This window comes from Cupriavidus sp. 05N38 (assembly GCF_056397345.1).
This window is the reverse complement of sequence record NZ_JBFTNF010000068.1, coordinates 1-23767: the sequence shown is the minus strand read 5'-3', so window position 1 is coordinate 23767 and position 23767 is coordinate 1. Positions and strand designations below refer to the sequence as shown.

Sequence of the window (23767 nt, the reverse complement as noted above, 5' to 3'; positions counted from 1 at the left end):
CTGCGCCGTGCTAGAACGCGTGCCAGGCCTTCCAGAACATATAGGCCGAGAGGCAGAACAGCAGGCCGGCGAAGACCTTCTTGAGCTGCGCCGTCCAGGCTGTGCGCGGTGCGCGCGCCCAGCGGCGCGGTCAGCACGCTGGCCAYKGCGATCACCGCCAGCGCGGGCAGGTAGATATAGCCGAGCGAGCCCGGCGGCAGCCCGGCCTGGCCCAGGCCGCTCCACACATAGCCGATCACGCTTGCCACCGCGATCGGGAAGCCGAGCGCGGCCGACGTGGCCACCGCATTGTGGATGGGAACGTTGCACCAGGTCATGAACGGCACCGAGACAAAGCCGCCGCCGGCACCCACGAGGCTGGAGAGAAAGCCGATCACGCCGCCAGCGCCGAGCATGCCCGGCGTGCCGGGCAGCTGGCGGTGTGGCGCCGGCTTGCGGTTGCGCAGCATCTGCCACGCCGAAAAGCCGACGAACAGCGCGAACAGCAGCGACAGCCAGCTCGTCTTGAGCGCGGCAAAGACCTTGCCGCCGCCGATCATGCCGCCGACCAGGATGCCTGGCGCCAGCGCGAGCACCAGCCCCCAGCGCACCATGCCGCGCTTGTGGTGGGCGCGCACGGAGGACAGCGAGGTAAACAGGATGGTCGCCATCGAGGTGGCGATCGCCATATGGACGATGGCCTCGTGCGGGAAGGCCATGTACGTGAACAGCAGCGTGAGGAAAGGCACCATCAGCATGCCGCCACCGACGCCGAGCAGGCCGGCGCAGAAGCCAGTAAAGGCACCGAGCAGCAGCAGCCCGGGAATCAGGGAGAAGCTCATGAAGCGGATTCGACCTTGTTGGTGTTATTGATGTTTTTGGTGTTGCTGGCGTCGAAGCGCCGGGGCGCGGCCGGTGTGGCGGGTGTGACCTGAGTGACCTGAGTGGCCCGGGTGATGCCGGGGGCTGGGGGTGCGTGTAGCTGTGCGCGGCTCAACCCATCAGCCGCGTGGTGATGAAGCGCCATTCGGCAGGCGTCACCGGCGTGATGGACAGGCGGTTGCCGCGGCGTAGCACGGCCATGTCCGCGAGTTCCTCGTGCGCGCGCAGGTCGGCCAGCGAGATCAGCGCGCTCTTGGAGACGTAGCGCACATCCACCAGCATCCAGCGCGGCGCGTCGGCTTTGGCGGCGGCATCGTAGTAATCGCTCTTGGGGTCGAACTGGGTGGGGTCGGGGTAGGGCTGCGAGCTGACCTCGGCCAGGCCGGCGATGCCGGGCTGCGGGCAGGAGGAGTGATAGAACAGCACGCCGTCGCCGATGCGCATGGCGTCGCGCATGAAATTGCGCGCCTGGTAGTTGCGCACACCGGTCCAGGGCAAGGCGCCGCGTTCGGCAAGGGTATCGATGCTGGCCTCGTCCGGTTCCGATTTCATCAGCCAGTACTGGCGGGCCCGGTCGGCGGCAGTGGCTTGCGAGGATCGGCTCATTGGCTTGTGGCTCACGGCGGAGTGGCGTTGGCGACAGCGCTATGGTGCAGCAAGCCCGGCCAAAAGAAAACCATGCGGGAAACGATGCGGAAAATCATGCGGAAAACCAGGCACGCCGGCAGTTCTCGCGCGCGCCGGAGCTCCCTGCGCAAATGCATGCCGCCGCGTGGCGGCATCGCGAGCCCGCGCGCAAGGAGAGCGCAAAAAGGAAACGCAAAAAGAAAAGGGCGGTGGTCTGAAACCACCGCCCTTTGTAGGGGTCCCCGCCTCGGCCGCTGGATCGGCATCCTGAACCCAAGTGAGGTTCAGAGTGGCTGCGGAAGCCGTATTTTGGGTACATCACTGAATCAGGGAGTCCGAAGACTATGAACCAAGCGACGCGCTCGCCCACACGGCATTGTCCCGCACCAACAAATGCTTATCGGTTCAAGGAATATGATCCTGACGAACCAGGCAGGGAAACTGTCAAACGTCTGACTTTTTTTGCTGCCGGACCAGATACTTCCGCAGGCTGTCAGACGTTTGCCGTTTCTAACTTGGATGGGATGAAAACGGCGGTCAGGCGCGATAACCCGACCTAAGGTGTCGCGACTATGTGGCTTTGCGCGACTTGGCTCCACTATACACCTCTGGGCTTTTCATACCAAGCCCGTCTTGGCGCGTCGTTACATTTTGCCGGCGCGCGCGGCACCTCGGGCACATCGTGGCGTTCCTGCCGCAATACCTGTGCCGTGCGGGGCACCGCGCCATGCGGGCGCGCACCCGAACCCGCGTTCAGCCACGCGAGACCGGCGCGTTGGTGCCCACGTGGGCGTACTGGCGCAGGGCCTCGTCGGCGCGTTCGTTGAGCTCGCGGATACGCGCGCGCACGGCGTCCACCGGGATGGTGCCGTCTTCCTGCTGCTTGCGCTTGAGCGATAGCAGGTCCGAGGCGATGCTGATCGCGGCCATCACGGCGACACGTTCCACGCCCTTGGCGGAAACGCCGCCCTTGAGGCGGGTCATCTGGTCGTCTACCAGGGCGACGGCCTCGAGCAGCGCGGCCTCGTTGTCGGGCGCGATGGCGAAGCGGTAGGACTGGCCGGCGATGTTGACTTCGACTTGCTTGTTGCTCATGCGTTTTCTCCGGGTGCCTTGGTGTGGGCGCTGTCAGCGGTATGGGCGCTGGCCGCGTGGCCGGCCGAGTCGCCGTCGCCCAGCAGGTCGAGCTGGCGGGCGTCGCTGGCGGTGGGGAGTTTGTCGAGGATCGACTGGATGCGCAGCTGCGCTTCCTCGATCTTGATATTGAGCAGCTCGCGGTCGGCTGCCATGGCCTCGCGATCGCCGCGCAGCTGGCTGGCTTCGGCCTGCAGGCGTTCGATCTCCTCGCGCAGGCGCTGGTTCTCGGCGGCAAGGGTGTCGGCGTGGTGCAGCACGCGTCCGATCTTGGCGGCGAGTTGTTCGAGTTCGTTGAGCATGGAGCCTGTCATATCTAGGGTCTCGGGTTTTGGGATTCTAGCCCAAGCGCTATCGGGCGGATGGCGAAAGCAGCCCGGTGTGACCGGGCCAGCGCGCCGAAGTTGCACGCAACGTCGCCCAACGGGCGCCGTGGCGGCCATTTTCTGCCCGCTTCCGCGCGTTTGCGCCTGGCTTGGGGGATGCCGGCGGGCGTCATTGACGCTCGCCTTGAAACTGCCTACACTCGCGCACGTTCCAGGTGCTCGCAGTTCTGTTCACTACAGGGTTGCAGTTCAACGGGAAACAGGGAGCCAGCCTGCGCCGCCAGGGCGCAGGCGTGCCAACCTGTGCTGCCCCCGCAACGGTAAGCGACCGCGATCGCAAGAATCGCAGGGCCGGCCCATCTGCCACTGAACCGCAAGGTCCGGGAAGGCGGTCGGACCAGTGTCGCCAGCCCGGATACCGGCCTGAACGAGAGTGCGCCACTTTCCGCAGGAGCAGTGGCGCGCTTCATCGCCAGACGGTCCGCGGGGGAACGGACCAGGCTGCTCTCTCCCTCTTCGCATCATGCGCTCATCGTCTTCCAGGTCGAGCCGCCCGGCATTGCCGGCGTCCCGCCAGTCCACCCACGCACTTGTCCTACGGCCTTTGCCCGTCGCGCTGCTTGCCTTGCTCGCCGCCGGCGCGCCCGGCCTTGTCCATGCCCAGTCCGCCCCGGAGCCCGTGCCGGAACCCGCGGCGCAGCCTGCCGCCGCGCAGCTGACGCCGGTAGTGGTCACCGCCACCCGCACGGCCCAGTCGCTGACCGAGGCGCTGCCGCACACCACCGTGGTGACGCAGCAGGACATCGTCAATTCGCAGGCGCTGGACCTGCGCACGCTGCTGCGCTCGCAGGCCGGCGTGGAGTTCGCCACCAACGGCGGCCTTGGCGCCAACACCAGCCTGTTCATGCGCGGCGCCAACTCCAACCAGACGCTGATCCTGATCGACGGCGTGCGCGTTTCCTCGGTCAGCAGCGGCACGGCCCAGCTGGCCAATATTCTGCCCGACCAGATCGACCATATCGAAGTGGTGCGGGGCAATGTGTCGGCGCTCTACGGCTCGGACGCCATTGGCGGCGTGGTGCAGATCTTTACCAAGAGCGGCGCCGGGCAGCCCCCGGCGGCCAATGCGCAGATCGAGTATGGCAGCAACAATACGCGGCAGGGCACGGCGGGCTACGGCGGCCAGATCGGCGATACCTCGTTCAATATCACCGGCTCGGCCATCAAGACCGACGGCTTCTCGTCGGTCAACACCCAGCAGCAGCCCAAGGCCAATCCCAACGACAACCCGTACGACAACAAGAGCGTATCGGGCCAGGTCAAGCACCGCTTCACCAGCGACTGGGATGCGGGAGTGACGGCCTACTATTCAAAGAGCAAGCTGTCCTACGACAGCACCACGGGAAAGCCCACCGACGTCTGGTGGATGAACAGCGAGCTGTACACGGTATCGGGTTTCGTTAACGGCAAGCTGGGCCGGGACTGGAGTACGCATTTCAAGGTGGCGCAGAGCGAGGACCGCAGCAACACCACCAAGAACGGCCTGTTCGACAGCCGCTTCAATACGCGCAACCGCCAGTACACCTGGCAGAACGAGTACGCACTGGCGCCCACGCATACGCTGCTGTTCGGCGCCGAGTACGCGCAGCAGGAACTGGATTCCAGCGCCTACACCGCGCCCGTGCGCAATATCGCCTCGGTGTTTGGCGGCTACGATGGCCGCCTGGGCAAGCACCAGCTGCAGCTCAATGTGCGCAACGATCACTACTCGGACTTCGGCAGCCAGGCCAGCTACTTCGCGGGCTACGGCTATAACCTGACCGATGCGTTCAAGCTGATTGCCAATGCCAGCAACGCATTCCGCGCGCCCACCTTCAACGAGCTCTATTTTCCCAACTTTGGCCAGCCCGGCATCAACCCCGAGCGTGCCAAGTCGGTCGAGCTGGGCGCGCAGTACAGTACCGACAGCGCCGGCCTGCTGCGCGTGACCGCGTTCCAGACCCGCTACGACAACCTGATCACTTCGGCGCTGCAGCCCAACGGCCTGTTCCTGGCGCAGAATATCAACAAGGCCAAGGTGCAGGGCATCGAAGCCTCGTGGCGCGCCAGGCTGATGGGCACCGATGTCGGCGCCAGCGTGACGTTCCAGAACCCGGTGGACGAGCAAAGCAATACGCAGCTGCTGCGCCGCGCGCGCCGCCATGCCGCGTTCGACGTGGGCCGCCAGTTCGGTGACTTCCGCTTCGGCGGGGAGTGGATCATTTCGTCGGCGCGCATGGACAGCGGCTCGCGCACCCTGGGCGGATACGGTATCGTCAACCTCAATGCCCGCTACAACATCGACAAGCAATGGTTCGTCGCCGCCCGTGTGGAAAACCTGTTCGACAAGAACTACCAGCTCGCCTACCCGTACAACACGCAGGGGCGCGCCGGCTTTATCACGCTGGGATGGCGCCAGCGCTGATGGCGGCGGCCTGAGATGCGGCGCGCGCTTGCCGTCTGGCTGATGCTCGCCGCCGCCGGCGTGGCGGTGTTCCTGCTGTCGCTGGCAGTGGGCAGCGTGTCGCTCAGCGGCGCCCAGGTGTGGGGTGCGCTGGCCGGCGGCAGCACCGATACCGCCAGCGCCATCGTGCGCGAGCTGCGCCTGCCGCGCGCGGCGGCGGCTTTCGCCTGTGGCGGCCTGCTGGCTCTCACCGGCGCCCTGATGCAGGTGCTGCTGCGCAATCCGCTGGCCGAACCCTATGTGCTGGGCGTGTCCGGCGGCGCGGCCACCGGCGCGCTGGGCGCCATGCTGATGACGTGGCCGCTGTGGACGGTGCAGGCCGGCGCCGCCGGCGGCGCGCTGTTCTCGATGGTGCTGGTGGCCACGCTGGCGCGGCGCGACCTGTTGCATCCGCAGGTACAGGGCGGCCATCACGAGGCGGGCTCGCGCCTGTTGCTGACCGGCGTGATCCTGGCCGCTGGCTGGGGCGCGCTGATCACGCTGATCCTGAGCGTGGCGCCCGAGGCGCGCCTGCGCGGCATGCTGTTCTGGCTCACCGGCGATCTCGGCGGCACCGCCAGCTATGGCCTCGTGCTGGGCGCGCTGGTGCTGGCGGTGCTGCTGGTCATGCCGCTGGCCCGCTCGCTCAACGCCATGCTGATGGGCGAGACCGTGGCGCAGGCGCTCGGCGTGCGCGTGGGCGCGGTGCGCATGGCGGTATTCGTGCTGTCCTCGGTGGCGATCGCGGTGGCCATCACCGCGGCCGGCTCGATCGGCTTCGTCGGCCTGGTGGTGCCGCACCTGGTGCGGCTGGCGTGGGGCAACGACCAGCGCCTGCTGCTGCCCGCGTCGGCCCTGCTGGGCGGCGCGCTGCTGATGGCGGCCGACCTGGTGGCGCGCACGGTGATCGCGCCGGCGCAGCTGCCGGTGGGCGTGATCACGGCGCTGCTGGGCGTGCCCACCTTCCTCTTCTTGCTGCTGCGCAGGCCGCGCTGACGCTCATGCCGACCTGGAACGAACCTGCCTCGAACTGTCCCACGCTGGCGCTGCAGGCCTTGCAGCTGCGGGCGGGCGCGCGCGCGCTGCTCGATGGCCTGAGCCTGTCCGTGCATGCCGGCGAGCTGTGGTGCGTGGTTGGCCCGAACGGGGTCGGCAAGTCCACGCTGATGTCGGTGCTGGCCGGGCTGCGCAAGCCCGACGGCGGTGCCGTGCTGCTCGACGGCCGCGCGCCGCCGGAGATCGCGCCGGCGGCGCTCGCGCTGCAGCGCGCCTACCTGCCGCAGGCGGTGAGCGATACCTTCTCGATGACCGTGCGCGATGCGGTCGCGGTGGGCCGCCACCCGCATCTCTCGGGCTGGGGCTGGGCACGCCGCGAGGACGACGCCGTGGTCGCCGCGGTGATGCGCGAGCTGGATCTCGATGCGCTGGCCGCGCGCGACGTGCTGACCCTGTCCGGCGGCGAACGCCAGCGCGTCTCGCTGGCCGCCACGCTGGCGCARCAGGCGCCGYTGCTGCTGCTCGACGAGCCGGCCGCGCACCTGGACCTGCGCCACCAGATCATGGTGCTGGACACGCTGGCCGGCCTGGCGCGGGCCGGCCGCCACGCCGTGGTGGTGATCCTGCACGACCTCAACCTGGCGCGGCGCTATGCCACCCACGCGCTACTGCTGGCCGAGGACGGCCTGTGCCTGCATGGCCCCGMGGCCGACGTCCTCACGCCGGCGAACTGCTCGCATGCGCTGCGCACCCCCATCGTCAGCGTCAGCGACGGCCGGCATACCGCGCTGATCGCGCACGGCGCCTTTCATCCGCTGCATGGCGGACCTACCGGACAAGACGGAACCTCATCATGAACGAACCCCAATCCGGCGCCGCATCCGGCGCCGCATCCGGCGCCGCATCCGACGCCAATCCCGCAACCGGCGACGCCGGCCGCGACGAACGCCACAAGACGCGCATGGCGCGCAAGAAGGACGTGGTGGACGCCAAGATCGCCGCCGCCCGGGACGAGCGCGGCGTGATCGTCATCACCACCGGCAACGGCAAGGGCAAGTCCAGCTCCGGCTTCGGCATGGTGGTGCGCGCGCTCGGCCACGGCATGCAGGCCGCCGTGGTGCAGTTCATCAAGGGCGCGATCCCCAGCGGCGAGGAAATGTTCCTGCGCCGCTTTCCGGAACACTGCGCCTTCCACGTGATGGGCGAGGGCTACACCTGGGAGACCCAGGACCGCGCACGCGACGTGGCCAAGGCCGAAGCCGCGTGGGAGGTGGCGCGCGGGCTGCTGCGCGACCCGGCCGTCGAGCTGGTGCTGCTGGACGAGCTCAATATCGCGCTCAAGCTGCACTACCTGGACGTGGACACCGTGATCGCCGACCTGCGCGCCCGCCCGCCGATGCAGCATGTGGTGATCACCGGCCGCGGCGCGCCGCAGGCGCTGATCGACGCGGYCGACACCGTGACCGAGATGACCCCGGTCAAGCACGCGTTCAAGCAGGGCATCAAGGCACAGCGCGGCATCGAAATGTAGGCGCCGCTCGCGCTATCGATCAACCCAACCGTAACCGTGGTCTCGAACATCATGCAGTTTCCCGTCATTGCTCCCCTGGATGCCTCCCTGCGCCCCGCCCTGCAGGCCGCCATCGACGCCAAGACCAAGCCGCTGGGCGCGCTTGGCAGGCTCGAGGCGCTGGCCCTGCAGATCGGCCTGATCACCGGCAGCACCGCGCCCGAACTCAAGCGCCCTGCGGTCATCGTCTTCGCCGGCGACCATGGCATCGCCGACACCGGCGTGAGCGCCTATCCGGCCGAGGTGACAGCGCAGATGGTGCTCAACTTCCTCGGTGGCGGGGCTGCCATCAATGTGTTCTCGCGCCAGCACGGCCTGTCGCTGGAGGTGGTGGACGCCGGCGTGCGCGCGCCGCTGCCGGCCGCGCCCGGGCTGGTCAACTGCCGCATCGCGGCGGGCACGCGCAACTTCGCGCAGGAGCGCGCGATGAGCGCCGGGCAGGTACAGGCCGCGCTCACGGCCGGCATGGCGCGCGTGCTGCGCCACGCGCAGGAAGGCACCAATGTGATCGCCTTCGGCGAGATGGGCATCGCCAATACCTCTTCCGCCGCCTGCCTGGCGAGCCGGCTCACCGGCACGCCGATCGACGAATGCATCGGCCGCGGCACCGGGCTGGACGACGCCGGCCTGGCGCACAAGCGCGCGGTGCTGGCGCAGGCGCTGGCCTTGCATGCCGATGCGGTCGAGCCGCTCGATGCGCTGGCCGCGTTCGGCGGCTTCGAGGTCGCCATGATGACCGGCGCCTTCCTGGCCGCGGCGGCCAGCCGCATGGTGATCCTGGTCGATGGCTTCATCGCCTCGGCCGCGCTGCTGGTGGCGCAGGGCCTGGCGCCCGAGGTGCTGGACTACTGCGTGTTCTCGCATTGCTCGCACGAGCACGGCCACCGCAGCCTGCTCGCGCATTTCGGCGCCGAGCCGCTGCTGGCGCTGGACCTGCGCCTGGGCGAGGGCACCGGCGCCGCGCTGGCCTATCCGCTGCTGGTGTCCGCCACTGCCTTCCTGCGCGAGATGGCCACCTTCGGCGGCGCGGGCGTCAGCACGGCATCGGCGTAGACTGCGGCGGACCTCTCTCTCGTACCGGCCCATGCTCGATGAACTTCGCTACTTCCTGACCGCGGTCGGCTACTTCACGCGGGTGCCGGTGCCACGCTGGGTCGGGTTTGCGCCGCACTACCTGAACGCGGCGGCGCGCTACTTCCCGCTGGTGGGCCTGCTGGTGGGCGGGCTCGGCGCGCTGGCGAGCTGGGGCGCGCTGCAATGGTGGCCGCCCGGCGTGGCGCTGCTGCTCGGCATGGCGGTGACCCTGCTGGCCACGGGCGCCTTCCACGAAGACGGCCTGGCCGATTGCGTGGACGCCTTCGGCGGCGGCTACCGGCCCGAGGATGTGCTGCGCATCATGCATGACTCGCGCATCGGTGCGTTCGGCGCCATCGCCCTGGTGGTGGCGCTGCTGCTGAAGTGGCAGTTGCTGGTAGCGATCGCCGCGCGCGGCGGCATGGCGGAACTGCTGCTGGTGCTGGTGGCCGCGCATGCGGCCAGCCGCGCGATGGCGGTGAGTTATCTCGCCACGCTCGATTACGTGCGGCCCGAGGGCAAGGCCAAGCCGGTGGCGCAACGCCTGGGCGGCATCGGGCTGGTCTTTGCCTTGTCGTGCGGCGCGGTGCCGCTGGTGCTGGTGTCGCCCGCCTTTGCAGGGTCGGCGCTGGCCGCGCTGCTGGTACTGCGCGTGCTGCTGGGCCGCTATTTCGTGCGGCGCATCGGTGGCTATACCGGCGACTGCCTCGGCATGGCGCAGCAGCTGGCCGAGATCCTGATCTACCTGGTGGCGGCGGCATGGACCTGGTCCTGATCCGCCATGCGCAGCCGCAGGTGGCGCCAGGCATCTGCTACGGCGCGCTCGACCTGGCGCTGGCCGAGCCTGTCTCGCCGGCGCCTGCGCGCATGCTGGCGGCGCTGGAAGGGCTGCGGCCGCAGGGCATTCTCTGCAGCACGCTGGCGCGCGCGCGCGCCACCGCATCCCTGCTTGCCGAAGGCCTGGCAGCCGCGCTCGTGCCCGAGCCGGACGCGCGCCTGCGCGAGCTGGATTTCGGCAGCTGGGAAGGCCTTGCCTGGGACGCGGTGCCGCGCGCGGAGCTGGACGCGTGGGCGGCCGACCTGCTCAACGCAAGGCCGCACGGTGGCGAAAGCGCCGCCACGGCCATGGCGCGCGTGGTGGCGTGGGCCGATGCGCTGCCCGCCGAGTCGCGCGATTGCATCTGGGTGGTCACGCATGCCGGCCCGATGCGCATGCTGGCCGCGCACTGGCTCGGCGTGCCGCTGGCCACCACGCTGGGCTGGGATCTCGCGTTCGGCGCCAGCTGCCGCTTCACACTGGGCAAGGGCGCGCCGCGCCTGCGGTGGTGGAACCGCGTGTGAGGTGCCGCCAGGGCGCTACTGCGCCGGCCGCTTGGCTCGCGCGTTGTCCAGGTCCTTGCAGATGATTTCCGCGCCGCGCGCCAGGCGCGGCCCGGCACGGTTGACCAGGTCGCCATCGATGGCGTACAGGTTGCCGCGCGCCACCGCCGTGACCTGCTTCCAGCGCTCCCACATGGAGAAATCGGGCAGGGGGCGGTCCGAGCGCGTGGCCCCGATGGCCGCCGTCATCATCACTTCGGGATTGCCCGCCACCACCGCTTCCACCGATACCGTGGGCACCAGCAGGGACTCGCTGGCGAACAGGTTGCGCCCGCCGCACAGCGCCAGCACGTCGCTGATCAGGTGCTGGCCGCTGAGGGTCATCAGCGGCTGTTGCCAGACCTGGTAGAACACCGTCACCGGCGGCCGCGCGGCATAGGCCTGGCGCAGCTTGTCGACCTGCTGGCGGAAGCTCGCGGCGGCGCCGCTGGCGGTGGCCTCCGTGCCCATCAGCACGCCCATGCGCTCGATATTGCTGGGAATGCCTTCGAGCTTGCGTGGCTCGCTGAAGAACAGCGGCAGGCCGAGCGCGCGCAGGCGGTCGGTCTGTTTCTGCGCATTGCCGTGGCGCCACACCACGATCAGGTCCGGCTTGAGCGCGGCGATGCGCTCCAGGTCGAGCGCCTTGTTGTCGCCCACGCGCGGGATCTCGCGTGCCTGCGGCGGGTAGTCGCTGTAGCTCACGGTGCCGACGATACGCGCGCCGCCGCCGGCCGCGAACAGCAGCTCGGTGACGTGCGGCGCCAGCGAGATCACGCGCCGCGCGGGCTGGTCCAGCGTGACGGTCTGCCCGGCATCGTCGACCACCGAGACGGCGGCGCCGGCGTCGGCGCAGTGCGCACCGCCCAGCAGCGTGATGAGTGTCAGCAGGATGCGGGCGGCCAGCGGGGTTTCATTCATCGGGAATCCAGGGTGCGGTCGGAAAAGTGGGTGGCGCATGCGCTTGCCAGCGCGRCATCGAGCCGCTGCCAGGCTTGCGCCGATGCCGGCGGCAGGCCCAGGCGCAGGCTCGGCAGGACACCGTCCTGCGCCTCGAACAGCCGCGTCCACACGCCTTGCCGCGCCAGCGCGTCGTGCAGGATTGCCGCGTCGGCGTGCGGCACCCAGCTGAACAAGGGATGGCTCGCCGGCACCAGCCCATGCGCGCGCAGCATCGCTGCGAGCCGGTCGCCCGCTTGCTGCAGGCGGGCGCGCGTTGCGTCCTGCCAGGCGGTGTCGGCCAGCGCCAGGCGTGCCACCGCGCGGGCAGGGCCGGCCACGGTCCAGTGGCCCAGATGCGCGTCCAGCGCGGCCAGCAGGTCCGCTCGCGCCAGCACGAAGCCGCAGCGCACGCCGGCCAGTCCGTAGAACTTGCCGAGCGAACGCAGCACCACCAGGCCCGGCCGGCCGGACAGTGCCGCCAGCGACAGCGCCGGTGTGCAATCCATGAAGGCTTCGTCGAGCAGCAGCGTACCGCCGCGCGCGGCCAGCCCGGCATGCCAGGCCAGCAAGGTGGCCGGGGCAAGCGTGCGCGCGGTCGGGTTGTTCGGGTTGACGACCACCAGGTGATCGAGCCGCGCGGCGAGGCCGGCTTGGGCGAAATCCGCCTCGGCCAGGGGCACCACGTCGTGCCCGGCGCGCGCGAAGGCGGGCGCGTATTCGCTGTAGCCCTGCGCGGCCACGCCTACGCGCCCGGGCCTGAGCAGCAGCGGCAGGGCGCGGATGGCAGCCTGCGAGCCTGCCACCGGCAGCGCGCGCGGGGCGCCATAGGCCTGCGCGGCGAGCGCGGCCAGGCCGTCGTCGTCCTGCGGCAGGCGCTGCCACGCCTCGGCGGGCAGGGCGGGCACCGGATAGCCGTCGGGATTGATGCCGGTGGAAAGGTCGAGCCATCCGGCCGCGGGCCGGCCGTAGCGGCGCACGGCGGCGAGCAGGTCGCCGCCGTGGCGGATCTGGGTGGTCATGCGATGGCGTAATGCAGGAGGCAGGGGACGGCGGCGCTGGCGCAGGCGGCGGCCAGCCACAGCCACAGCGTGCGCTGGACCAGCCGCAGGCAGGCGCGTACCTGGGCGCATCCGGGGCGCGTGCCAGCGCCCAGCGGCGGACGGTCCTCCCATTCGCCGTGGTAGCGCGCGGGACCGCCCAGCGCAACGCCGACGGCGCCGGCGCCGGCGGCCATGACCGGACCCGCGTTGGGGCTCGACCAGGCCGGCGCCTGCGCGCGCCAGCACCGCAGGGCCTGCCTGGTGTGGCCCAGCAGCGCGTACGACAGCGCGGTCAGCCGTGCGGGAATCAGGTTGAGCAGGTCGTCCAGGCGGGCGGCGGCCCAGCCGAAATACAGCAGCCGGGGCGTGCGGTAGCCCCACATGGCGTCCAGCGTATTGGCCAGGCGAAAGGCGATCACGGCCGGCGCGCCGCCGAGCAGGAACCAGAACAGCGCGCCAAAGACGGCGTCGTTGCCGTTCTCGAGCGCGGATTCGCAGGCCGCGCGGGCCAAGGCTTCGGCGTCTGCCCCGGCGGTGTCGCGCGAGACGATGCGCGCGGTCAGGTCGCGCGCCGCCGGGAGATCGTCTTGCGCTAGGGCCTCGGCGATCGGCGCGATATGCTGGGCCAGGCTGCGCGCGCCAAGCGCCGCGTACAACGCCAGCGCGTGCAGCAGCCAGGCCAGCGCCACGCTCAGTTGCGCTGCCGCCTGCACCAGCACGGCGGCCAGCGCGGCAGGCACCACCACCATCAGTGTCCAGGCTGCCAAGCCGCTGGCGCGCCGGCGCAGCGGCGCGCCTCCGCGGTTCAGGCGGCGCTCAAGCGCGGCGGCCAGGTTGCCGAAGCCCACCAGCGGATGCCAGCGGCGCGGCTCGCCCAGCCACTGGTCCAGCAGCACGCCGGCCACGGCCGCGGCCACGCAGGCCGGCCAGGGGATTGCGGGAAATGTCCACCAGGACGAAAGCGCAAGGGGAAACGCAGGCAAGGACAGCATCAGCACGCCAGATCGGCGCCTTTCACGCTGATGGGAATGCCGGCCACCACCAGCCGCACGCGGTCGGCCGCGGCCGCGAGCTTCTGGTTGAGGCGGCCCAGTTCGTCGACATAGAAGCGCGTGATGGCGCCCATCGGCACCACGCCGAAGCCGATTTCGTTGGAAACCAGGATCACGTGTCCGGGCAGGGTGGGCAGCGCGGTCAGCAGCGCGTCGATTTCCTCCGTGAAGGCGGCCGGCGGCGTCACCAGGCCGTGCTCGGGATAGCTGCGCGCATCGAGGAAGATCAGGTTGTTGAGCCACAGCGTGACGCAGTCGACCAGGATGCAGCCGTCGTGCGTGGCGTTGGCGTAGAGGGCGTCGGCCAGTTGCAGCGGCGCCTCCACCAGGCCCCATTCGTTCGGGCGCCGGGCGCGATGCAGCGCGATGCGCAGCTGCATTTCCTCGTCGGCGCTGTCGTCGTCATGGCGCGCGGTGGCGATATAGGTGACCGGGCCGCCGGTGGCCGCCGCGTGGTCGGCGGCCAGTTGCTCGGCGAAATGGCTCTTGCCGGAGCGCGCGCCGCCCAGCACCAGCGTGAGCTGGCGCGCGGGTCCGGCCGCGGCGGCCGCATGCGGCGCTGCGGCGGCACGGGGGGAGCGTTCGCCCTGCGGCGTGGTGGCCGAGGTGCTGGCAGGCTCGGTAGCGGTGGCGGATGCGTGGGCCGAAGTCATCCGGGTATTGTAGCGGGCGCATCCGGGGATCGCACGCCCTGCGATGGCGCCAGCCCGCCATGCACCGATGCGATAATCCCGCGATGCAAAAACCTCTCTCCAAAGCTGGCGCCGGCGGGCTGCCGGGTGGCTTGCGCGGTACCCTGATGGTGCAGGGCACCACCTCCGACGCGGGCAAGAGCACGCTGGTGGCGGGCCTGTGCCGCGTACTGGCGCGCGGCGGCGTGCGCGTGGCGCCCTTCAAGCCGCAGAACATGGCGCTCAACAGCGCCGTCACCGCCGACGGCGGCGAGATCGGCCGCGCCCAGGCCCTGCAGGCACAAGCGGCCGGGCTGGCGCCGCACACCGACATGAACCCCGTGCTGCTCAAGCCCAGCAGCGACACCGGCGCCCAGGTCATCATCCACGGCCAGGCGCGCATGGACCTGAACGCGCGCGCCTACCATGCCTACAAGCCGGTGGCGATGCAGGCGGTGCTGGCGTCGCACCGGCGCCTGTCCGAGGCCTACGAGGTGGTCCTGGTGGAGGGCGCCGGCAGCCCGGCGGAGATCAACCTGCGCGACCGCGACATCGCCAACATGGGCTTTGCCGAGGCGGTGGACTGTCCGGTGGTGCTGGTGGCCGATATCGACCGGGGCGGCGTGTTCGCCCACCTGGTGGGCACGCTGGATTGCCTGTCCGACTCCGAGCGCGCGCGCGTGAAGGGCTTCATCATCAACCGCTTTCGCGGCGACATCGCGCTGCTCGAGCCGGGCCTGGACTGGCTGGAGGCGCGCACTGGCAAGCCGGTGCTGGGCGTGCTGCCCTACCTGCACGGCCTGCACCTGGATGCGGAGGACGCCATCATCGGCGCGCAGGCGGCCAAGGAGGGCGAACTGTTGCGCGTGATCGTGCCGGTGCTGCCGCGCATTTCCAACCACACCGATTTCGACGCGCTGCGCGCGCACCCGCAGGTGGACCTGCGTTTCGTCGGCCCCGGCATGCCGATTCCGCCGGCGGACCTGATCGTGCTGCCCGGCAGCAAGAGCGTGCGCGCCGACCTGGCCTTCCTGCGCGCCAACGGCTGGGAACCCGCGCTGCGGCGGCACCTGCGCTATGGCGGCAAGGTGATCGGCATCTGCGGCGGCATGCAGATGCTGGGGCGGCGCGTGGAGGATCCGGCCGGCCACGAAGGCCCGGCCGGCGGCAGCGATGGCTTCGGCCTGCTGGACTACGACACCGAACTGGCACCACACAAGCAGCTGCGCGTGGTGGCGGGGCGCCTGGCGCTGGAGGCGCAGGACGCCGTGGTCGGCGGCTACGAGATCCACATGGGCGTGACCCGCGGCCCCGCGCTGGCGCGTCCGGCACTGTGGCTCGACGGCGGGCGCCCGGACGGAGCGCAGTCCGAAGACGGCCAGGTGCTGGCTTCCTATGTGCATGGCCTGTTCGACCAGCCGGCCGCCTGTGGCGCGCTGCTGCGCTGGGCCGGGCTGGCGCGCGCCGGCGGCGTGGACCTGGCCGCGCTGCGCGAGGCGTCGCTGGAACGCTTGGCCGACACCCTGGCCGCGCACCTCGACCTGGACGCATTGCTGGCACCGCTGCAAGTACCCGCCGGCTGAGCCACAGGGCGGGCGGCAACTGCTAAACTCGCACGCGGGCCCGCGCCGCCGCGGGCCCGGCGCAGTGGCGGCCAGGCTGGCCACCGCGAGAACGGCCACGGCGGAACCGGTGCGGCGCGTCCCATGGCGGCCGCCATGGAAATCGCTTACGGAGAGCGCCCATGCCCGTAGTCGTGATCGCCAATCCCAAAGGCGGCGTAGGCAAGACCACGCTGGCCACCAACCTGGCTGGCTACTTCGCCAGCGCCGGCCACGCGGTGATGCTGGGCGACACGGACCGCCAGCAATCCTCGCGCGCCTGGCTGGGCCTGCGTCCGCCCACGGCGCCCGCGATCCAGACCTGGGAGATCGGCGCCGACCATATCGCGCGCCCGCCCAAGGGCATCACCCACGTCGTGCTMGACACCCCGGCCGGCCTGCACGGCTGGCGCTTCAACGACGTGATGAAGCTGGCCCACCGCGTGGTGGTGCCGCTGCAGCCTTCCCTGTTCGATATCCTTGCCACCCAGGATTTCCTGACGCGCCTGGCCGACGACAAGCGCGTGCGTCATGGCGAGGTGGAAGTCGGCGTGATCGGCATGCGGGTGGACCTGCGCACGCGCGCCGCCGAGCAGCTGCAGCGCTTCGTGGCGGGACTGGAGCTGCCGGTGCTGGGCTTCCTGCGCGACACGCAGAACTATGTGCAGCTGGCCGCGCATGGCCTGACCTTGTGGGATGTGGCGCCGTCGCGCGTGGCGCGCGACTGGGAGCAATGGCAGCCGATCATCGGCTGGCTCGAGCCGGCCCGTGCGTCGGCCGCACGCAACGCGCCGGCAGGCTAGGCGCCAAGCCGGGCAAGCAGCGCGCCCACGTCTTTCCAAGTGACGCGGCGCACTGCCACGGTCAGGTCCGTGCCGGGAAACAGATCGTCGAAGGGTTCACTCTCGATGCCGTCGAGCCGCCGGTAGAACTCGCGCGCCTGCGCATTGCCATCCAGTACATACAGAAACAGCGGCTGCCCCGGCCAGCCCGCGGCGACACGCCGCGCGCAAGCGGCGAACAGGCGTTTGCCCAGGCCAACGCCATGAAACTCCGGCATCACATGGAGGTTGTCGAGATAGATGCCGAATTCCGGCTCCGACGCCGGCAGCAGGCAGGAGAAGCCTGCCGGCTCGCCGTCCACGCGCGCCAGCGTGACTTCCAGCGGTGCCTCCGCCCCTTCCACCAGGCGCGCGTGCCAGGCGCGCAGGCGCTGGGCCGGTGCCTCGCTCGCCAGGTAGCTGTCGGGCAGCAGGCCGCGGTAGGTGTACTGCCAGCTGCGCGTATGCAGGCTGGCGACGAGCGCGGCGTCTTGCGGGCCGGCAGGCGTGAGTTCGATCGTCTTGGTCATGGTCGGTGCAACAGTCCTGGCGGCCGCCGTGGGCCGTGGATCGTCATTTTGCCGCAAGCGCGGTGGAGGCCGGCGTTGATGCGCTGCGGACGCCCGTCCTGCGGRCCGTCCTGATAGAATCGCGAATCTTTCGCATTCTCATCTTGTCGGCAGCGCGCGGCGTGCTTCTGCCGGCACGCGATGCGCCGTACCCAACCCCCACACTGGTCCAAGTTCCCATGGTCACCGGCCGCCTGCGCGTCGTCATCGTCAAGATCCACCTGTATATCGGCCTGTCGCTGGGGCTGCTGTTCATCATGCTGGGCCTGACCGGCACCACCATTGCCTGGCGCGACGAACTGGATGCGCTGATCAACCCCGAGCTGCTCACGGCCACGGCCGACGCGCCGATGCCGCTGGCCCCGGCCACGGTCAAGGCGGTGACCGACCGCCTCGAGGCCGATCCGCACTACGGCCGCCCGCGCATGTTGATGCTGCCATCCTCGCCGCGCCAGGTTTTCATCGCCTGGTACCCGGTCAAGGGACCGGGCGGCGAGGGCCGCTCGCGCCAGGTCATGGTCGATCCGGTCACGCTGGCGGTAAAGGGCGAACGCGTCTGGGGCGAGCCAGGCCTGTCGCGCCCGCTGCTGATGCCGACCCTGTTCCAGTTGCATCACTACCTGCTGTCGGGCGAGACCGGCCGCACCATCCTCGGCGTGACCGGCATGATGCTGCTGGTGATGATCATCGCTGGCGTGTCGCTGTGGTGGCCCAAGCTCAGGCCGCGTGCGCTGCTGCACGCGTTCCGCGTCAGCCACGGCGGCTCATGGTCGCGCTTCAACTACTCGCTGCACCGGGCCGGCGGCATTTTCGCAGCCCCCGTGCTGGCCACCATGGCTTTCTCGGGCTGGTACCTGAACCTGCCCAAGTGGGTGACGCCCATCGTGGCCAGCGTGATGACGGTGACGCCGCCCGTCAAGCAGGTGTCGGCGCCGGCGCCGGCCGGCACGCCGCTGCTCGGCGCGGCGCAGGCGGTCAGCGCGGCGCAGGCGCTCTATCCTGCCGCGGAAGTCACCCGCCTGAGCTTCCCGCGCAAGCCCGGCGATCCTTTCGAAGTGCGGCTGCGCCAGCCGGGCGAGGTCCGCCGCGACACCGGCGCCACCCGTCTCTGGCTCGACACGCATACCGGCCAGCGCGTGGCGGTGCGCGATCCGATGAACGCACCCGCCGGCGACACCTTCCTCAACTGGATGTATCCGCTGCACACCGGGGAGGCCTTCGGGCTGCCCGGTCGGGTGTTTATCTCCGTATTCGGCCTGGTGCCGCTGATGTTCGGCGTGACCGGCTTCCTGATCTGGTGGAAGCGGCGGCGCGGCCACCGCCGCCACATGGTGCGGACGATGGCGCGGGCCAGGGTCGGGGTGAAGGCGACGCAGAAGGAAGAGGTGAAGCTGGGCGCCTGAGACCGGCGCGGCAGCGATCGCGTCAGCGTGCCAAAGCAAAGGGGCGTCCAAGGACGCCCCTTTTTCGTGCCGGCAGGACCGGGTTCAGATTTCGAGGTTGTCGATCAGCCGGGTCGCGCCCAGCTTGGCCGCGGTCAGGATCACCAGCGGCTCGCCGGCGACCAGTTCGTCGCGGCTGGGCGCCTGCAGGTCCACGCGCTTGCGGATCGACACGTAGTCCGGCTTCCAGCCACGCGCTGCCAGGGCGGAGACCGCGCCGGCCTCGATGGCGAGCAGGTCGGCGCTGGCGCTGTTGGCCGCCAGCACGGTGTCGCGCACCTGGTGCAGGGTCTTGTAGAGCACGGGTGCTTCGGCACGCTCGTCGGGCTGCAGGTAGCGGTTGCGCGAGGACAGTGCCAGGCCGTCGTCGGCGCGCACGGTCTCGGCCGGCACGATGTCGATCGGCAAGGCGAACTGGTTGACCATGCGGCGCACGATCATCAGTTGCTGGTAGTCCTTCTTGCCGAACACGGCAACGCGCGGCTGCGCGCACGAGAACAGCTTCATCACGACGGTGCACACGCCCTTGAAGAAGCCGGGGCGGAACTCGCCTTCGAGGATGTCGCCGAGGTCGTGCGGCGGTTCGACGCGGTATTCCTGCGGCTCGGGGTACATGTCGCGCTCGGTGGGCGCGAACAGGACGTAGACGCCTTCCTTCTGCAGCTTCTCGATGTCATCCTGCAGCGTGCGCGGGTACTTGTCGAAGTCTTCGTTGGGCCCGAACTGGAGCCGGTTGACGAAGATCGAGGCGACCACCGGGTCACCGTGCTGGCGCGCCAGCCGCATCAGCGACAGGTGGCCTTCGTGCAGATTGCCCATGGTCGGCACGAAGGCCGCCCGGTTCTGTCCGCGCAACTGGTCCCGCAACTCGTGAATGGAGGAAATGACTTTCATGAAGTTGGTGTGCTGGTCGTGGTAGGAGTGTGCCCGGCGCGCCCGTCCGGCGCGCTTCTTGGCGCCCGCTGTCGGCGGATTGTAGAGCATGTGGCGCCGTTCGGACGGCGCTTATCGGCGCGGCCTAGTTGGGAATGTACGCCAATCGCACATAAATCGGCGCAAAGGGCTCGGCCTGGGTGATCTCGACCAGCGCTTCGCGCGCCAGCTCGAGCATGGCGATGAAGTTCACCACCACCACCGGCACGCCCTTGCCTGAGCGCACGGCCTCATCGAAGAGCTGGGTGAACTCCATGAAGCGCGCATGCTGCAGGCGGCGCAGGATGTGGCTCATGTGCTCGCGCACCGACAATTCCTCGCGCGAGATCTTGTGATGCTGGTTGAGCTTGGCGCGCTTGAGCACGTCCGCCCACGCGGCCTGCAGGTCCGACATTTCCACGTCGGGAAAGCGCGGCGCCAGGCTCTGCTCGATATAGACCTGCGTATGCAGGAAGTCGCGGCCGAGCTGCGGCACCTGGTCGATGCGCAGGGCGGCCAGCTTCATCTGCTCGTATTCCAGCAGGCGGCGCACCAGTTCGGCGCGGGGATCCTCGGCTTCCTCGTCGCTGTCGCTCTTCTTGACCGGCAGCAGCATGCGCGACTTGATCTCGATGAGCATGGCCGCCATCAGCAGGTACTCGGCGGCCAGTTCCAGGTTGCTCTTGCGGATCTGCTCGATATACGAAAGATACTGGCGCGTCACTTGCGCCATGGGGATATCGAGGACGTTGAAGTTCTGCTTGCGGATCAGGTACAGCAGCAGGTCCAGCGGCCCTTCGAAAGCCTCGAGGAAGACTTCGAGCGCATCCGGCGGGATGTAGAGATCCTGCGGCAGCTTGAACAGCGGCTCGCCGTACAGCCGGGCGAAGGCCATGCCGTCGATTGCCGCCGGCGTGGAGTCCTGGCCGGGCGCGACGCCGGGCAGCTCGACCGGCGGCGACAGCTTGTCCTGCTCGCTCTGGTTCATCGGGGGCGGGGGCGGCGGACCGGGTGCCTTAGTCCAGCGAGTAGACGTACGGCTTTTGCGCCACGCGCGAGGCGCCGGCGCGCTCGCTTTCCTCGAGGTTGATCGGGGTCTTGTCCCACAGCAGGGCGCGGCCCTGGCGCTGTTCGGCCTCCAGGGAAGGACGTTCTTCCTTGAGCGACTTCAGGAACTGGGTGATATCCGATTCGTAGGCCATGGCGGGGAAAGTAGGTGAGATTGGAGAACAGCCGGGATTTTACCGTATCGGCAGCCCCGGGCAGGGGTTTGCGCGCGGTTTTGCCCGCCGATGCCGGATTTCGGGCGTGCACGCGGGACTTTTTCGCCTGCCGCGGCAGGCCGGGCGCGCGGGTGTGGTCAAATGTCGACTTCGCATGTTGTGCACCGATCGATGAGGATGGATCCAGGCAACGAGCGCACGCTGCCCGCCGCGCCCTCCGGCCAGACGCCGGGGAAGCCGTCCGCCCCGTGCCGCCGGCCAGGATGGCCGCGGCTGCTGCCCGCGACGGCGCTGGCGACACTGGCCCTGTGCGCGCTTCCGGCCACGGCCAGCTACAAGGTCGAGGTGGACGCGCCCAAGCCCATCAAGGAAATGCTCGAGGAGCACCTCGATCTCTCGCGCTACCGCACGCGCGACGATATCTCGCCGGACCAGTTCGACTACATGGTCGAGACCGTGGCCGAGCAGGTTCGCCAGTTCACCTCCACCGAAGGCTATTTCGACCCGGCCACCACCACGCGGGTGGAGGGCAGCGGCGACGAGCGCACCGTCCATCTCACCGTGGATCCCGGCGCGCGCACGCTGATCCGCGCGGTGGAGGTCGGCGTGAGCGGCCCTGCCGCCACCCAGTCGCCCGCGCAGGTGGCCGAGCTGCGTGCCAAGTGGGGCCTGCCRGTGGGCGAGCCGTTTCGCCAGGCGGACTGGGCCAAGGCCAAGGAAGACGCGCTCGTGGAGCTGCAGAGCCACACGTACTACGGCGCGCGGCTGGCCAGCTCGCAGGCGCGCGTCGACCCCGACGAGCAGGCTGCCGACCTGAGCGCGCGCTATGCCAGCGGCCCGGCCTACAGCCTGGGGCCGCTGCGCATCAGCGGCCTGCGCCGCTACCCCGAGCAGATCATCCGCAACGTCAATCCCTTGAGCGAGGGCGAGCCCTATCGTGTCGAGCGGCTGCTGGAGTTCCAGCGCGCGATCCAGAACCAGCCGTACTTCTCCAATGTGCAGATCGACCTCGGCGAGCAGGGCGATGCCGTGCAGGGCCAGGAGAACAAGGTCGACCAGAACGCCGAGCGCGTCGTCGCGCCGGTGTATGTGCGGGTGCGCGAGTATCCGGCCCACCGGCTGTCGACCGGCGCGGGCTACACCACCGATACCGGCGCCCAGGTCGAAGGCCGCTATTCGTACTACAACCTGTTCAACCGCGCCTGGGTCCTCGACACCCAGGGGCGCCTCGAGCAAAAGCGCCAGTACGCCTTCGCCGAGGTCGCCATGCCGCCCGACAGCCGGACCTACCGCAACAGCGTCTACGGCAGCTACGAGCGCACCATCGACGTGGAAAGCACCGACCTGACCAGCCTGCGCACCGGCCTCAAGCGCTCGCGCTCGCGCGAGAAGTACGACACCACGCTCTCGCTGGACTACTACTACGACAACCTGCAGCCGTTCGGCCAGCCGCAGCAGCTCAGCCATGCGCTGGTGCCGGCCTTTGCCTGGGCGCGGCGCGACGTGGACAACCCGGTCTTTCCCCGGCGCGGCAACGTCATCAACACGCAGCTGGGCGTGGCCGCCAAGCACGTGCTCAGCGACGAGACCTTCTTCCGCGTCTACGGCCGCATCCGCCAGTACATCGCGGTGGGCAAGCGCGACCTGGTGGTGGCGCGGCTGGAGCTGGGCGCCGACATCACCCATGGCGACGTGACCAAGATCCCGGCCTCGCTGCGCTTTCGCGCCGGCGGCACGGACTCGATCCGCGGCTACAGCTACCAGTCCATCGGCACCCGCAACGGTGCCAGCGTGCTGCCGGCCAGGTACCTCGGCACGGCCAGCCTGGAATACCAGTACTGGTTCCTGCACGACTGGGGCATGGCGGTGTTCTGGGACACCGGCACCGCGACCGACAACCTCAGCGGCGTCAAGCTCTACAACGGCGTGGGCATCGGCGCGCGCTGGCGCAGCCCGGTCGGCCCGGTGCAGCTCGACGTAGCCTACGGCATCCAGGAGAAGCAGTTCCGCCCGCATATCTCGCTGGGGGTCGCATTCTGATGGCGATGCGCGAACCCGGCCGCAAAGGACCCGCCGCATGAGCATTCCCGACATGCCTCCGGTGCCCGCCCGCGACAATGCGCCGCCGCCGCCGCGCCCGGGCCGCCGGCGCCTGGGGCGCTGGCTGGCCTGGCTGGCGGCGCTGCTGTTGCTGGCGCTGGCGGCCGTGGTGCTGGCGGCGGTGCTGGCGTTGCGCACCGAGCCCGGCACGCGCCAGCTGTGGTCGCTGGCCACGCGGCTGTCGGCGGGCACCCTGTCCGGCAAGCTGGAGGGCGGCACGGTGGCGCACGGGCTGCGCCTGCGCGATGTGGTCTTCGCCAGCGGCGAGACACGCGTGACGGTGGACCGCGTCGAGGGCGACTGGTCGCTCGGCTGGTCGCCGGCGCGGCTGCACGTGAACTGGCTGCGCATCGGCGCGGTGACGCTGCGCCTGCCGCCGTCCGAGCCGGACAGCGCGCCCGCCACGCTGCCGAAGTCGCTCGAACTGCCGCTCGCGGTGGATGTGGATGTGCTCACGCTGGCGCGTCTGGCGCTGTTGCAGGGCCCGCCGGCCACGCCGGGCGAGATGGTGTTTTCCGACCTGGCTGGCGCGCTCCATTCCGACGGGCAGCGCCACCGCCTCAGCATCGACCGGCTGGTCACGCCCTACGGCAAGCTCGCCGCCAGCGCGCAGATCGCCGCGCAGGCGCCGTTCGCGCTGAGCGGCGCGGCTTTGCTCGAAGGCAGCTGGCAGAAGGAGTCGTTCGATATCAGCGCCAATGTGCATGGCTCGCTCGCCGCCTTGCGCGCGGAAGTGGACGCCAGCGGCGACCGCCTGCGCGGCCGCGCCGAGGCGGACCTGACGCCGTTCGGCAAGGTGCCGTTTACCCACTTGCTCGTCAACGGCGAGCACATCAACCCGCAGTTGTTCAGCCCTTCGGCGTTGCGTGCCAACCTGTCCGTGCATGCCGATCTGCGTCCGGTGGACGGTGCCGCGGCGTCGCCGGACCCGGCGGCGGCCGCATCGGCGCCGGCGGGTGTGGCCG

General features: G+C 69.9%; 23 protein-coding genes, 1 other RNA gene, 2 pseudogenes and 1 riboswitch. Of the genes and pseudogenes, 13 read left to right on the top strand and 13 right to left on the bottom strand.

The genetic code is table 11. The annotated features are described in order from the left end of the window. Positions 1-10: 10 nt before the first annotated feature. Together AC1DK4_RS33840 and AC1DK4_RS33835 are read right to left on the bottom strand one after the other, a co-directional pair. Positions 11-821: pseudogene (locus AC1DK4_RS33840) on the bottom strand (sulfite exporter TauE/SafE family protein). A gap of 151 nt (positions 822-972) precedes the next feature. Then, entirely contained in the window at positions 973-1467 is a 495-nt protein-coding gene (locus tag AC1DK4_RS33835) for an EVE domain-containing protein (RefSeq protein ID WP_441623205.1), read from the bottom strand. A 41-nt stretch (positions 1468-1508) separates the two neighbouring features. On the opposite strand from AC1DK4_RS33835, the gene AC1DK4_RS33830 reads away from it, so the two are divergent. After that, positions 1509-1706, top strand: coding sequence for a hypothetical protein (locus AC1DK4_RS33830; RefSeq protein ID WP_441623203.1), 198 nt, complete (start codon positions 1509-1511; stop codon positions 1704-1706). Positions 1707-1723: 17 nt separating this feature from the next. Here AC1DK4_RS33830 and ssrS read toward each other — a convergent pair. The 3 genes from ssrS to AC1DK4_RS33815 form a co-directional block, all read right to left on the bottom strand. After that, positions 1724-1930, bottom strand: a non-coding RNA gene (ssrS, locus tag AC1DK4_RS33825) — 6S RNA. A 311-nt stretch (positions 1931-2241) separates the two neighbouring features. Next, on the bottom strand, positions 2242-2583 hold the full coding sequence (locus AC1DK4_RS33820; RefSeq protein WP_441623201.1) for a cell division protein ZapA: 342 nt from the start codon (positions 2581-2583) through the stop codon (positions 2242-2244). Continuing rightward, entirely contained in the window at positions 2580-2924 is a 345-nt protein-coding gene (locus AC1DK4_RS33815) for a hypothetical protein (protein WP_441623231.1), read from the bottom strand. Before AC1DK4_RS33815 ends, AC1DK4_RS33820 begins: the two co-directional genes overlap by 4 nt. A 219-nt stretch (positions 2925-3143) precedes the next feature. Beyond that, a riboswitch (cobalamin riboswitch) is annotated at positions 3144-3389 on the top strand. Between the two features lie 82 nt (positions 3390-3471). Here AC1DK4_RS33815 and AC1DK4_RS33810 point away from each other — a divergent pair. Genes AC1DK4_RS33810 through cobC form a run of 7 tightly spaced genes read left to right on the top strand, consistent with a single transcriptional unit; the run spans position 3472 to position 10411 of the window. Then, a complete protein-coding gene (locus AC1DK4_RS33810) occupies positions 3472-5412 on the top strand; it encodes a TonB-dependent receptor plug domain-containing protein (RefSeq protein WP_441623199.1) in 1941 nt (646 codons plus the stop codon). Between the two features lie 15 nt (positions 5413-5427). Beyond that, a complete protein-coding gene (locus AC1DK4_RS33805; RefSeq protein WP_441623197.1) occupies positions 5428-6426 on the top strand; it encodes a FecCD family ABC transporter permease in 999 nt (332 codons plus the stop codon). Positions 6427-6431: 5 nt separating this feature from the next. Next, on the top strand, positions 6432-7283 hold the full coding sequence (locus tag AC1DK4_RS33800) for an ABC transporter ATP-binding protein (protein ID WP_477132049.1): 852 nt from the start codon (positions 6432-6434) through the stop codon (positions 7281-7283). Continuing rightward, entirely contained in the window at positions 7280-7957 is a 678-nt protein-coding gene (cobO, locus tag AC1DK4_RS33795) for a cob(I)yrinic acid a,c-diamide adenosyltransferase (protein ID WP_477132048.1), read from the top strand. Before AC1DK4_RS33800 ends, cobO begins: the two co-directional genes overlap by 4 nt. Before the next feature lie 51 nt (positions 7958-8008). Further along, positions 8009-9049: a nicotinate-nucleotide--dimethylbenzimidazole phosphoribosyltransferase gene (cobT, locus tag AC1DK4_RS33790; RefSeq protein ID WP_441623191.1), complete on the top strand. Its 1041-nt coding sequence runs from the start codon at positions 8009-8011 to the stop codon at positions 9047-9049. Positions 9050-9080: 31 nt separating this feature from the next. Continuing rightward, on the top strand, positions 9081-9845 hold the full coding sequence (locus AC1DK4_RS33785; protein ID WP_441623189.1) for an adenosylcobinamide-GDP ribazoletransferase: 765 nt from the start codon (positions 9081-9083) through the stop codon (positions 9843-9845). Next, on the top strand, positions 9830-10411 hold the full coding sequence (cobC, locus tag AC1DK4_RS33780) for an alpha-ribazole phosphatase family protein (RefSeq protein ID WP_441623187.1): 582 nt from the start codon (positions 9830-9832) through the stop codon (positions 10409-10411). The genes AC1DK4_RS33785 and cobC overlap by 16 nt, the downstream gene beginning before the upstream one ends. Before the next feature lie 15 nt (positions 10412-10426). Here the strand turns inward: cobC and AC1DK4_RS33775 are convergent, their stop codons facing one another. Genes AC1DK4_RS33775 through cobU form a run of 4 tightly spaced genes read right to left on the bottom strand, consistent with a single transcriptional unit; the run spans position 10427 to position 14116 of the window. Continuing rightward, a complete protein-coding gene (locus AC1DK4_RS33775; RefSeq protein ID WP_441623185.1) occupies positions 10427-11350 on the bottom strand; it encodes a cobalamin-binding protein in 924 nt (307 codons plus the stop codon). Continuing rightward, positions 11347-12390, bottom strand: coding sequence for a threonine-phosphate decarboxylase CobD (gene cobD, locus AC1DK4_RS33770; protein WP_477132047.1), 1044 nt, complete (start codon positions 12388-12390; stop codon positions 11347-11349). Before cobD ends, AC1DK4_RS33775 begins: the two co-directional genes overlap by 4 nt. Next, positions 12387-13403 (bottom strand): adenosylcobinamide-phosphate synthase CbiB, encoded by a 1017-nt coding sequence (gene cbiB, locus AC1DK4_RS33765; RefSeq protein ID WP_441623181.1) that lies wholly within the window; start codon positions 13401-13403, stop codon positions 12387-12389. The genes cobD and cbiB overlap by 4 nt, the downstream gene beginning before the upstream one ends. Continuing rightward, complete coding sequence (gene cobU, locus AC1DK4_RS33760; RefSeq protein WP_441623179.1) at positions 13403-14116, bottom strand: bifunctional adenosylcobinamide kinase/adenosylcobinamide-phosphate guanylyltransferase; 714 nt, start codon at positions 14114-14116, stop codon at positions 13403-13405. Before cobU ends, cbiB begins: the two co-directional genes overlap by 1 nt. A gap of 146 nt (positions 14117-14262) precedes the next feature. Here cobU and AC1DK4_RS33755 point away from each other — a divergent pair, with 146 nt between their 5' ends. Continuing rightward, positions 14263-15717 carry a cobyric acid synthase gene (locus AC1DK4_RS33755; protein ID WP_441623229.1) on the top strand — a complete coding sequence of 485 codons (1455 nt, stop codon included), beginning with the start codon at positions 14263-14265 and terminating at the stop codon, positions 15715-15717. Between the two features lie 161 nt (positions 15718-15878). Continuing rightward, entirely contained in the window at positions 15879-16538 is a 660-nt protein-coding gene (locus tag AC1DK4_RS33750) for a nucleotide-binding protein (RefSeq protein WP_441623177.1), read from the top strand. Here the strand turns inward: AC1DK4_RS33750 and AC1DK4_RS33745 are convergent. Beyond that, on the bottom strand, positions 16535-17086 hold the full coding sequence (locus AC1DK4_RS33745) for a GNAT family N-acetyltransferase (protein WP_441623175.1): 552 nt from the start codon (positions 17084-17086) through the stop codon (positions 16535-16537). The two genes, AC1DK4_RS33750 and AC1DK4_RS33745, sit on opposite strands and share 4 nt — an antisense overlap. 218 nt (positions 17087-17304) lie before the next feature. Between AC1DK4_RS33745 and AC1DK4_RS33740 the strand changes: the two genes are divergently transcribed. Beyond that, positions 17305-18528 (top strand): PepSY-associated TM helix domain-containing protein, encoded by a 1224-nt coding sequence (locus tag AC1DK4_RS33740; protein WP_441623173.1) that lies wholly within the window; start codon positions 17305-17307, stop codon positions 18526-18528. 84 nt (positions 18529-18612) lie between these two features. Here the strand turns inward: AC1DK4_RS33740 and panC are convergent, their stop codons facing one another. From panC to AC1DK4_RS33725, 3 genes are all read right to left on the bottom strand, one after another. Beyond that, positions 18613-19461: a pantoate--beta-alanine ligase gene (gene panC / locus AC1DK4_RS33735; RefSeq protein WP_441623227.1), complete on the bottom strand. Its 849-nt coding sequence runs from the start codon at positions 19459-19461 to the stop codon at positions 18613-18615. 124 nt (positions 19462-19585) lie between these two features. Continuing rightward, positions 19586-20467, bottom strand: coding sequence for a segregation and condensation protein A (locus tag AC1DK4_RS33730; RefSeq protein ID WP_441623171.1), 882 nt, complete (start codon positions 20465-20467; stop codon positions 19586-19588). Between the two features lie 28 nt (positions 20468-20495). Beyond that, positions 20496-20681 carry a DUF3460 family protein gene (locus AC1DK4_RS33725; RefSeq protein ID WP_441623169.1) on the bottom strand — a complete coding sequence of 62 codons (186 nt, stop codon included), beginning with the start codon at positions 20679-20681 and terminating at the stop codon, positions 20496-20498. Between the two features lie 198 nt (positions 20682-20879). Here AC1DK4_RS33725 and AC1DK4_RS33720 point away from each other — a divergent pair, with 198 nt between their 5' ends. Both AC1DK4_RS33720 and AC1DK4_RS33715 read left to right on the top strand, forming a co-directional pair. After that, positions 20880-22742, top strand: coding sequence for an autotransporter assembly complex protein TamA (locus AC1DK4_RS33720; protein ID WP_441650044.1), 1863 nt, complete (start codon positions 20880-20882; stop codon positions 22740-22742). A 37-nt stretch (positions 22743-22779) separates the two neighbouring features. Beyond that, positions 22780-23767, top strand: a pseudogene (locus AC1DK4_RS33715) (translocation/assembly module TamB domain-containing protein); the annotation flags it as partial.

What these genes read in the sequence shown, in the direction of transcription:
- AC1DK4_RS33755 (WP_441623229.1), top strand. Translation starts at nt 14,263, where the DNA reads ATGGTGCAGGGCACCACCTCCGACGCGGGCAAGAGCACGCTGGTGGCG.
- AC1DK4_RS33810 (WP_441623199.1), top strand. Translation starts at nt 3,472, where the DNA reads ATGCGCTCATCGTCTTCCAGGTCGAGCCGCCCGGCATTGCCGGCGTCC.
- AC1DK4_RS33830 (WP_441623203.1), top strand. Translation starts at nt 1,509, where the DNA reads ATGGTGCAGCAAGCCCGGCCAAAAGAAAACCATGCGGGAAACGATGCG.
- AC1DK4_RS33820 (WP_441623201.1), bottom strand. Translation starts at nt 2,583, where the DNA reads ATGAGCAACAAGCAAGTCGAAGTCAACATCGCCGGCCAGTCCTACCGC.
- AC1DK4_RS33785 (WP_441623189.1), top strand. Translation starts at nt 9,081, where the DNA reads ATGCTCGATGAACTTCGCTACTTCCTGACCGCGGTCGGCTACTTCACG.
- cobT (WP_441623191.1), top strand. Translation starts at nt 8,009, where the DNA reads ATGCAGTTTCCCGTCATTGCTCCCCTGGATGCCTCCCTGCGCCCCGCC.
- cobC (WP_441623187.1), top strand. Translation starts at nt 9,830, where the DNA reads ATGGACCTGGTCCTGATCCGCCATGCGCAGCCGCAGGTGGCGCCAGGC.
- AC1DK4_RS33740 (WP_441623173.1), top strand. Translation starts at nt 17,305, where the DNA reads ATGGTCACCGGCCGCCTGCGCGTCGTCATCGTCAAGATCCACCTGTAT.
- AC1DK4_RS33775 (WP_441623185.1), bottom strand. Translation starts at nt 11,350, where the DNA reads ATGAATGAAACCCCGCTGGCCGCCCGCATCCTGCTGACACTCATCACG.
- cbiB (WP_441623181.1), bottom strand. Translation starts at nt 13,403, where the DNA reads ATGCTGTCCTTGCCTGCGTTTCCCCTTGCGCTTTCGTCCTGGTGGACA.
- AC1DK4_RS33745 (WP_441623175.1), bottom strand. Translation starts at nt 17,086, where the DNA reads ATGACCAAGACGATCGAACTCACGCCTGCCGGCCCGCAAGACGCCGCG.
- panC (WP_441623227.1), bottom strand. Translation starts at nt 19,461, where the DNA reads ATGAAAGTCATTTCCTCCATTCACGAGTTGCGGGACCAGTTGCGCGGA.
- AC1DK4_RS33725 (WP_441623169.1), bottom strand. Translation starts at nt 20,681, where the DNA reads ATGGCCTACGAATCGGATATCACCCAGTTCCTGAAGTCGCTCAAGGAA.
- AC1DK4_RS33805 (WP_441623197.1), top strand. Translation starts at nt 5,428, where the DNA reads ATGCGGCGCGCGCTTGCCGTCTGGCTGATGCTCGCCGCCGCCGGCGTG.
- AC1DK4_RS33835 (WP_441623205.1), bottom strand. Translation starts at nt 1,467, where the DNA reads ATGAGCCGATCCTCGCAAGCCACTGCCGCCGACCGGGCCCGCCAGTAC.
- AC1DK4_RS33730 (WP_441623171.1), bottom strand. Translation starts at nt 20,467, where the DNA reads ATGAACCAGAGCGAGCAGGACAAGCTGTCGCCGCCGGTCGAGCTGCCC.
- cobU (WP_441623179.1), bottom strand. Translation starts at nt 14,116, where the DNA reads ATGACTTCGGCCCACGCATCCGCCACCGCTACCGAGCCTGCCAGCACC.
- AC1DK4_RS33815 (WP_441623231.1), bottom strand. Translation starts at nt 2,924, where the DNA reads ATGCTCAACGAACTCGAACAACTCGCCGCCAAGATCGGACGCGTGCTG.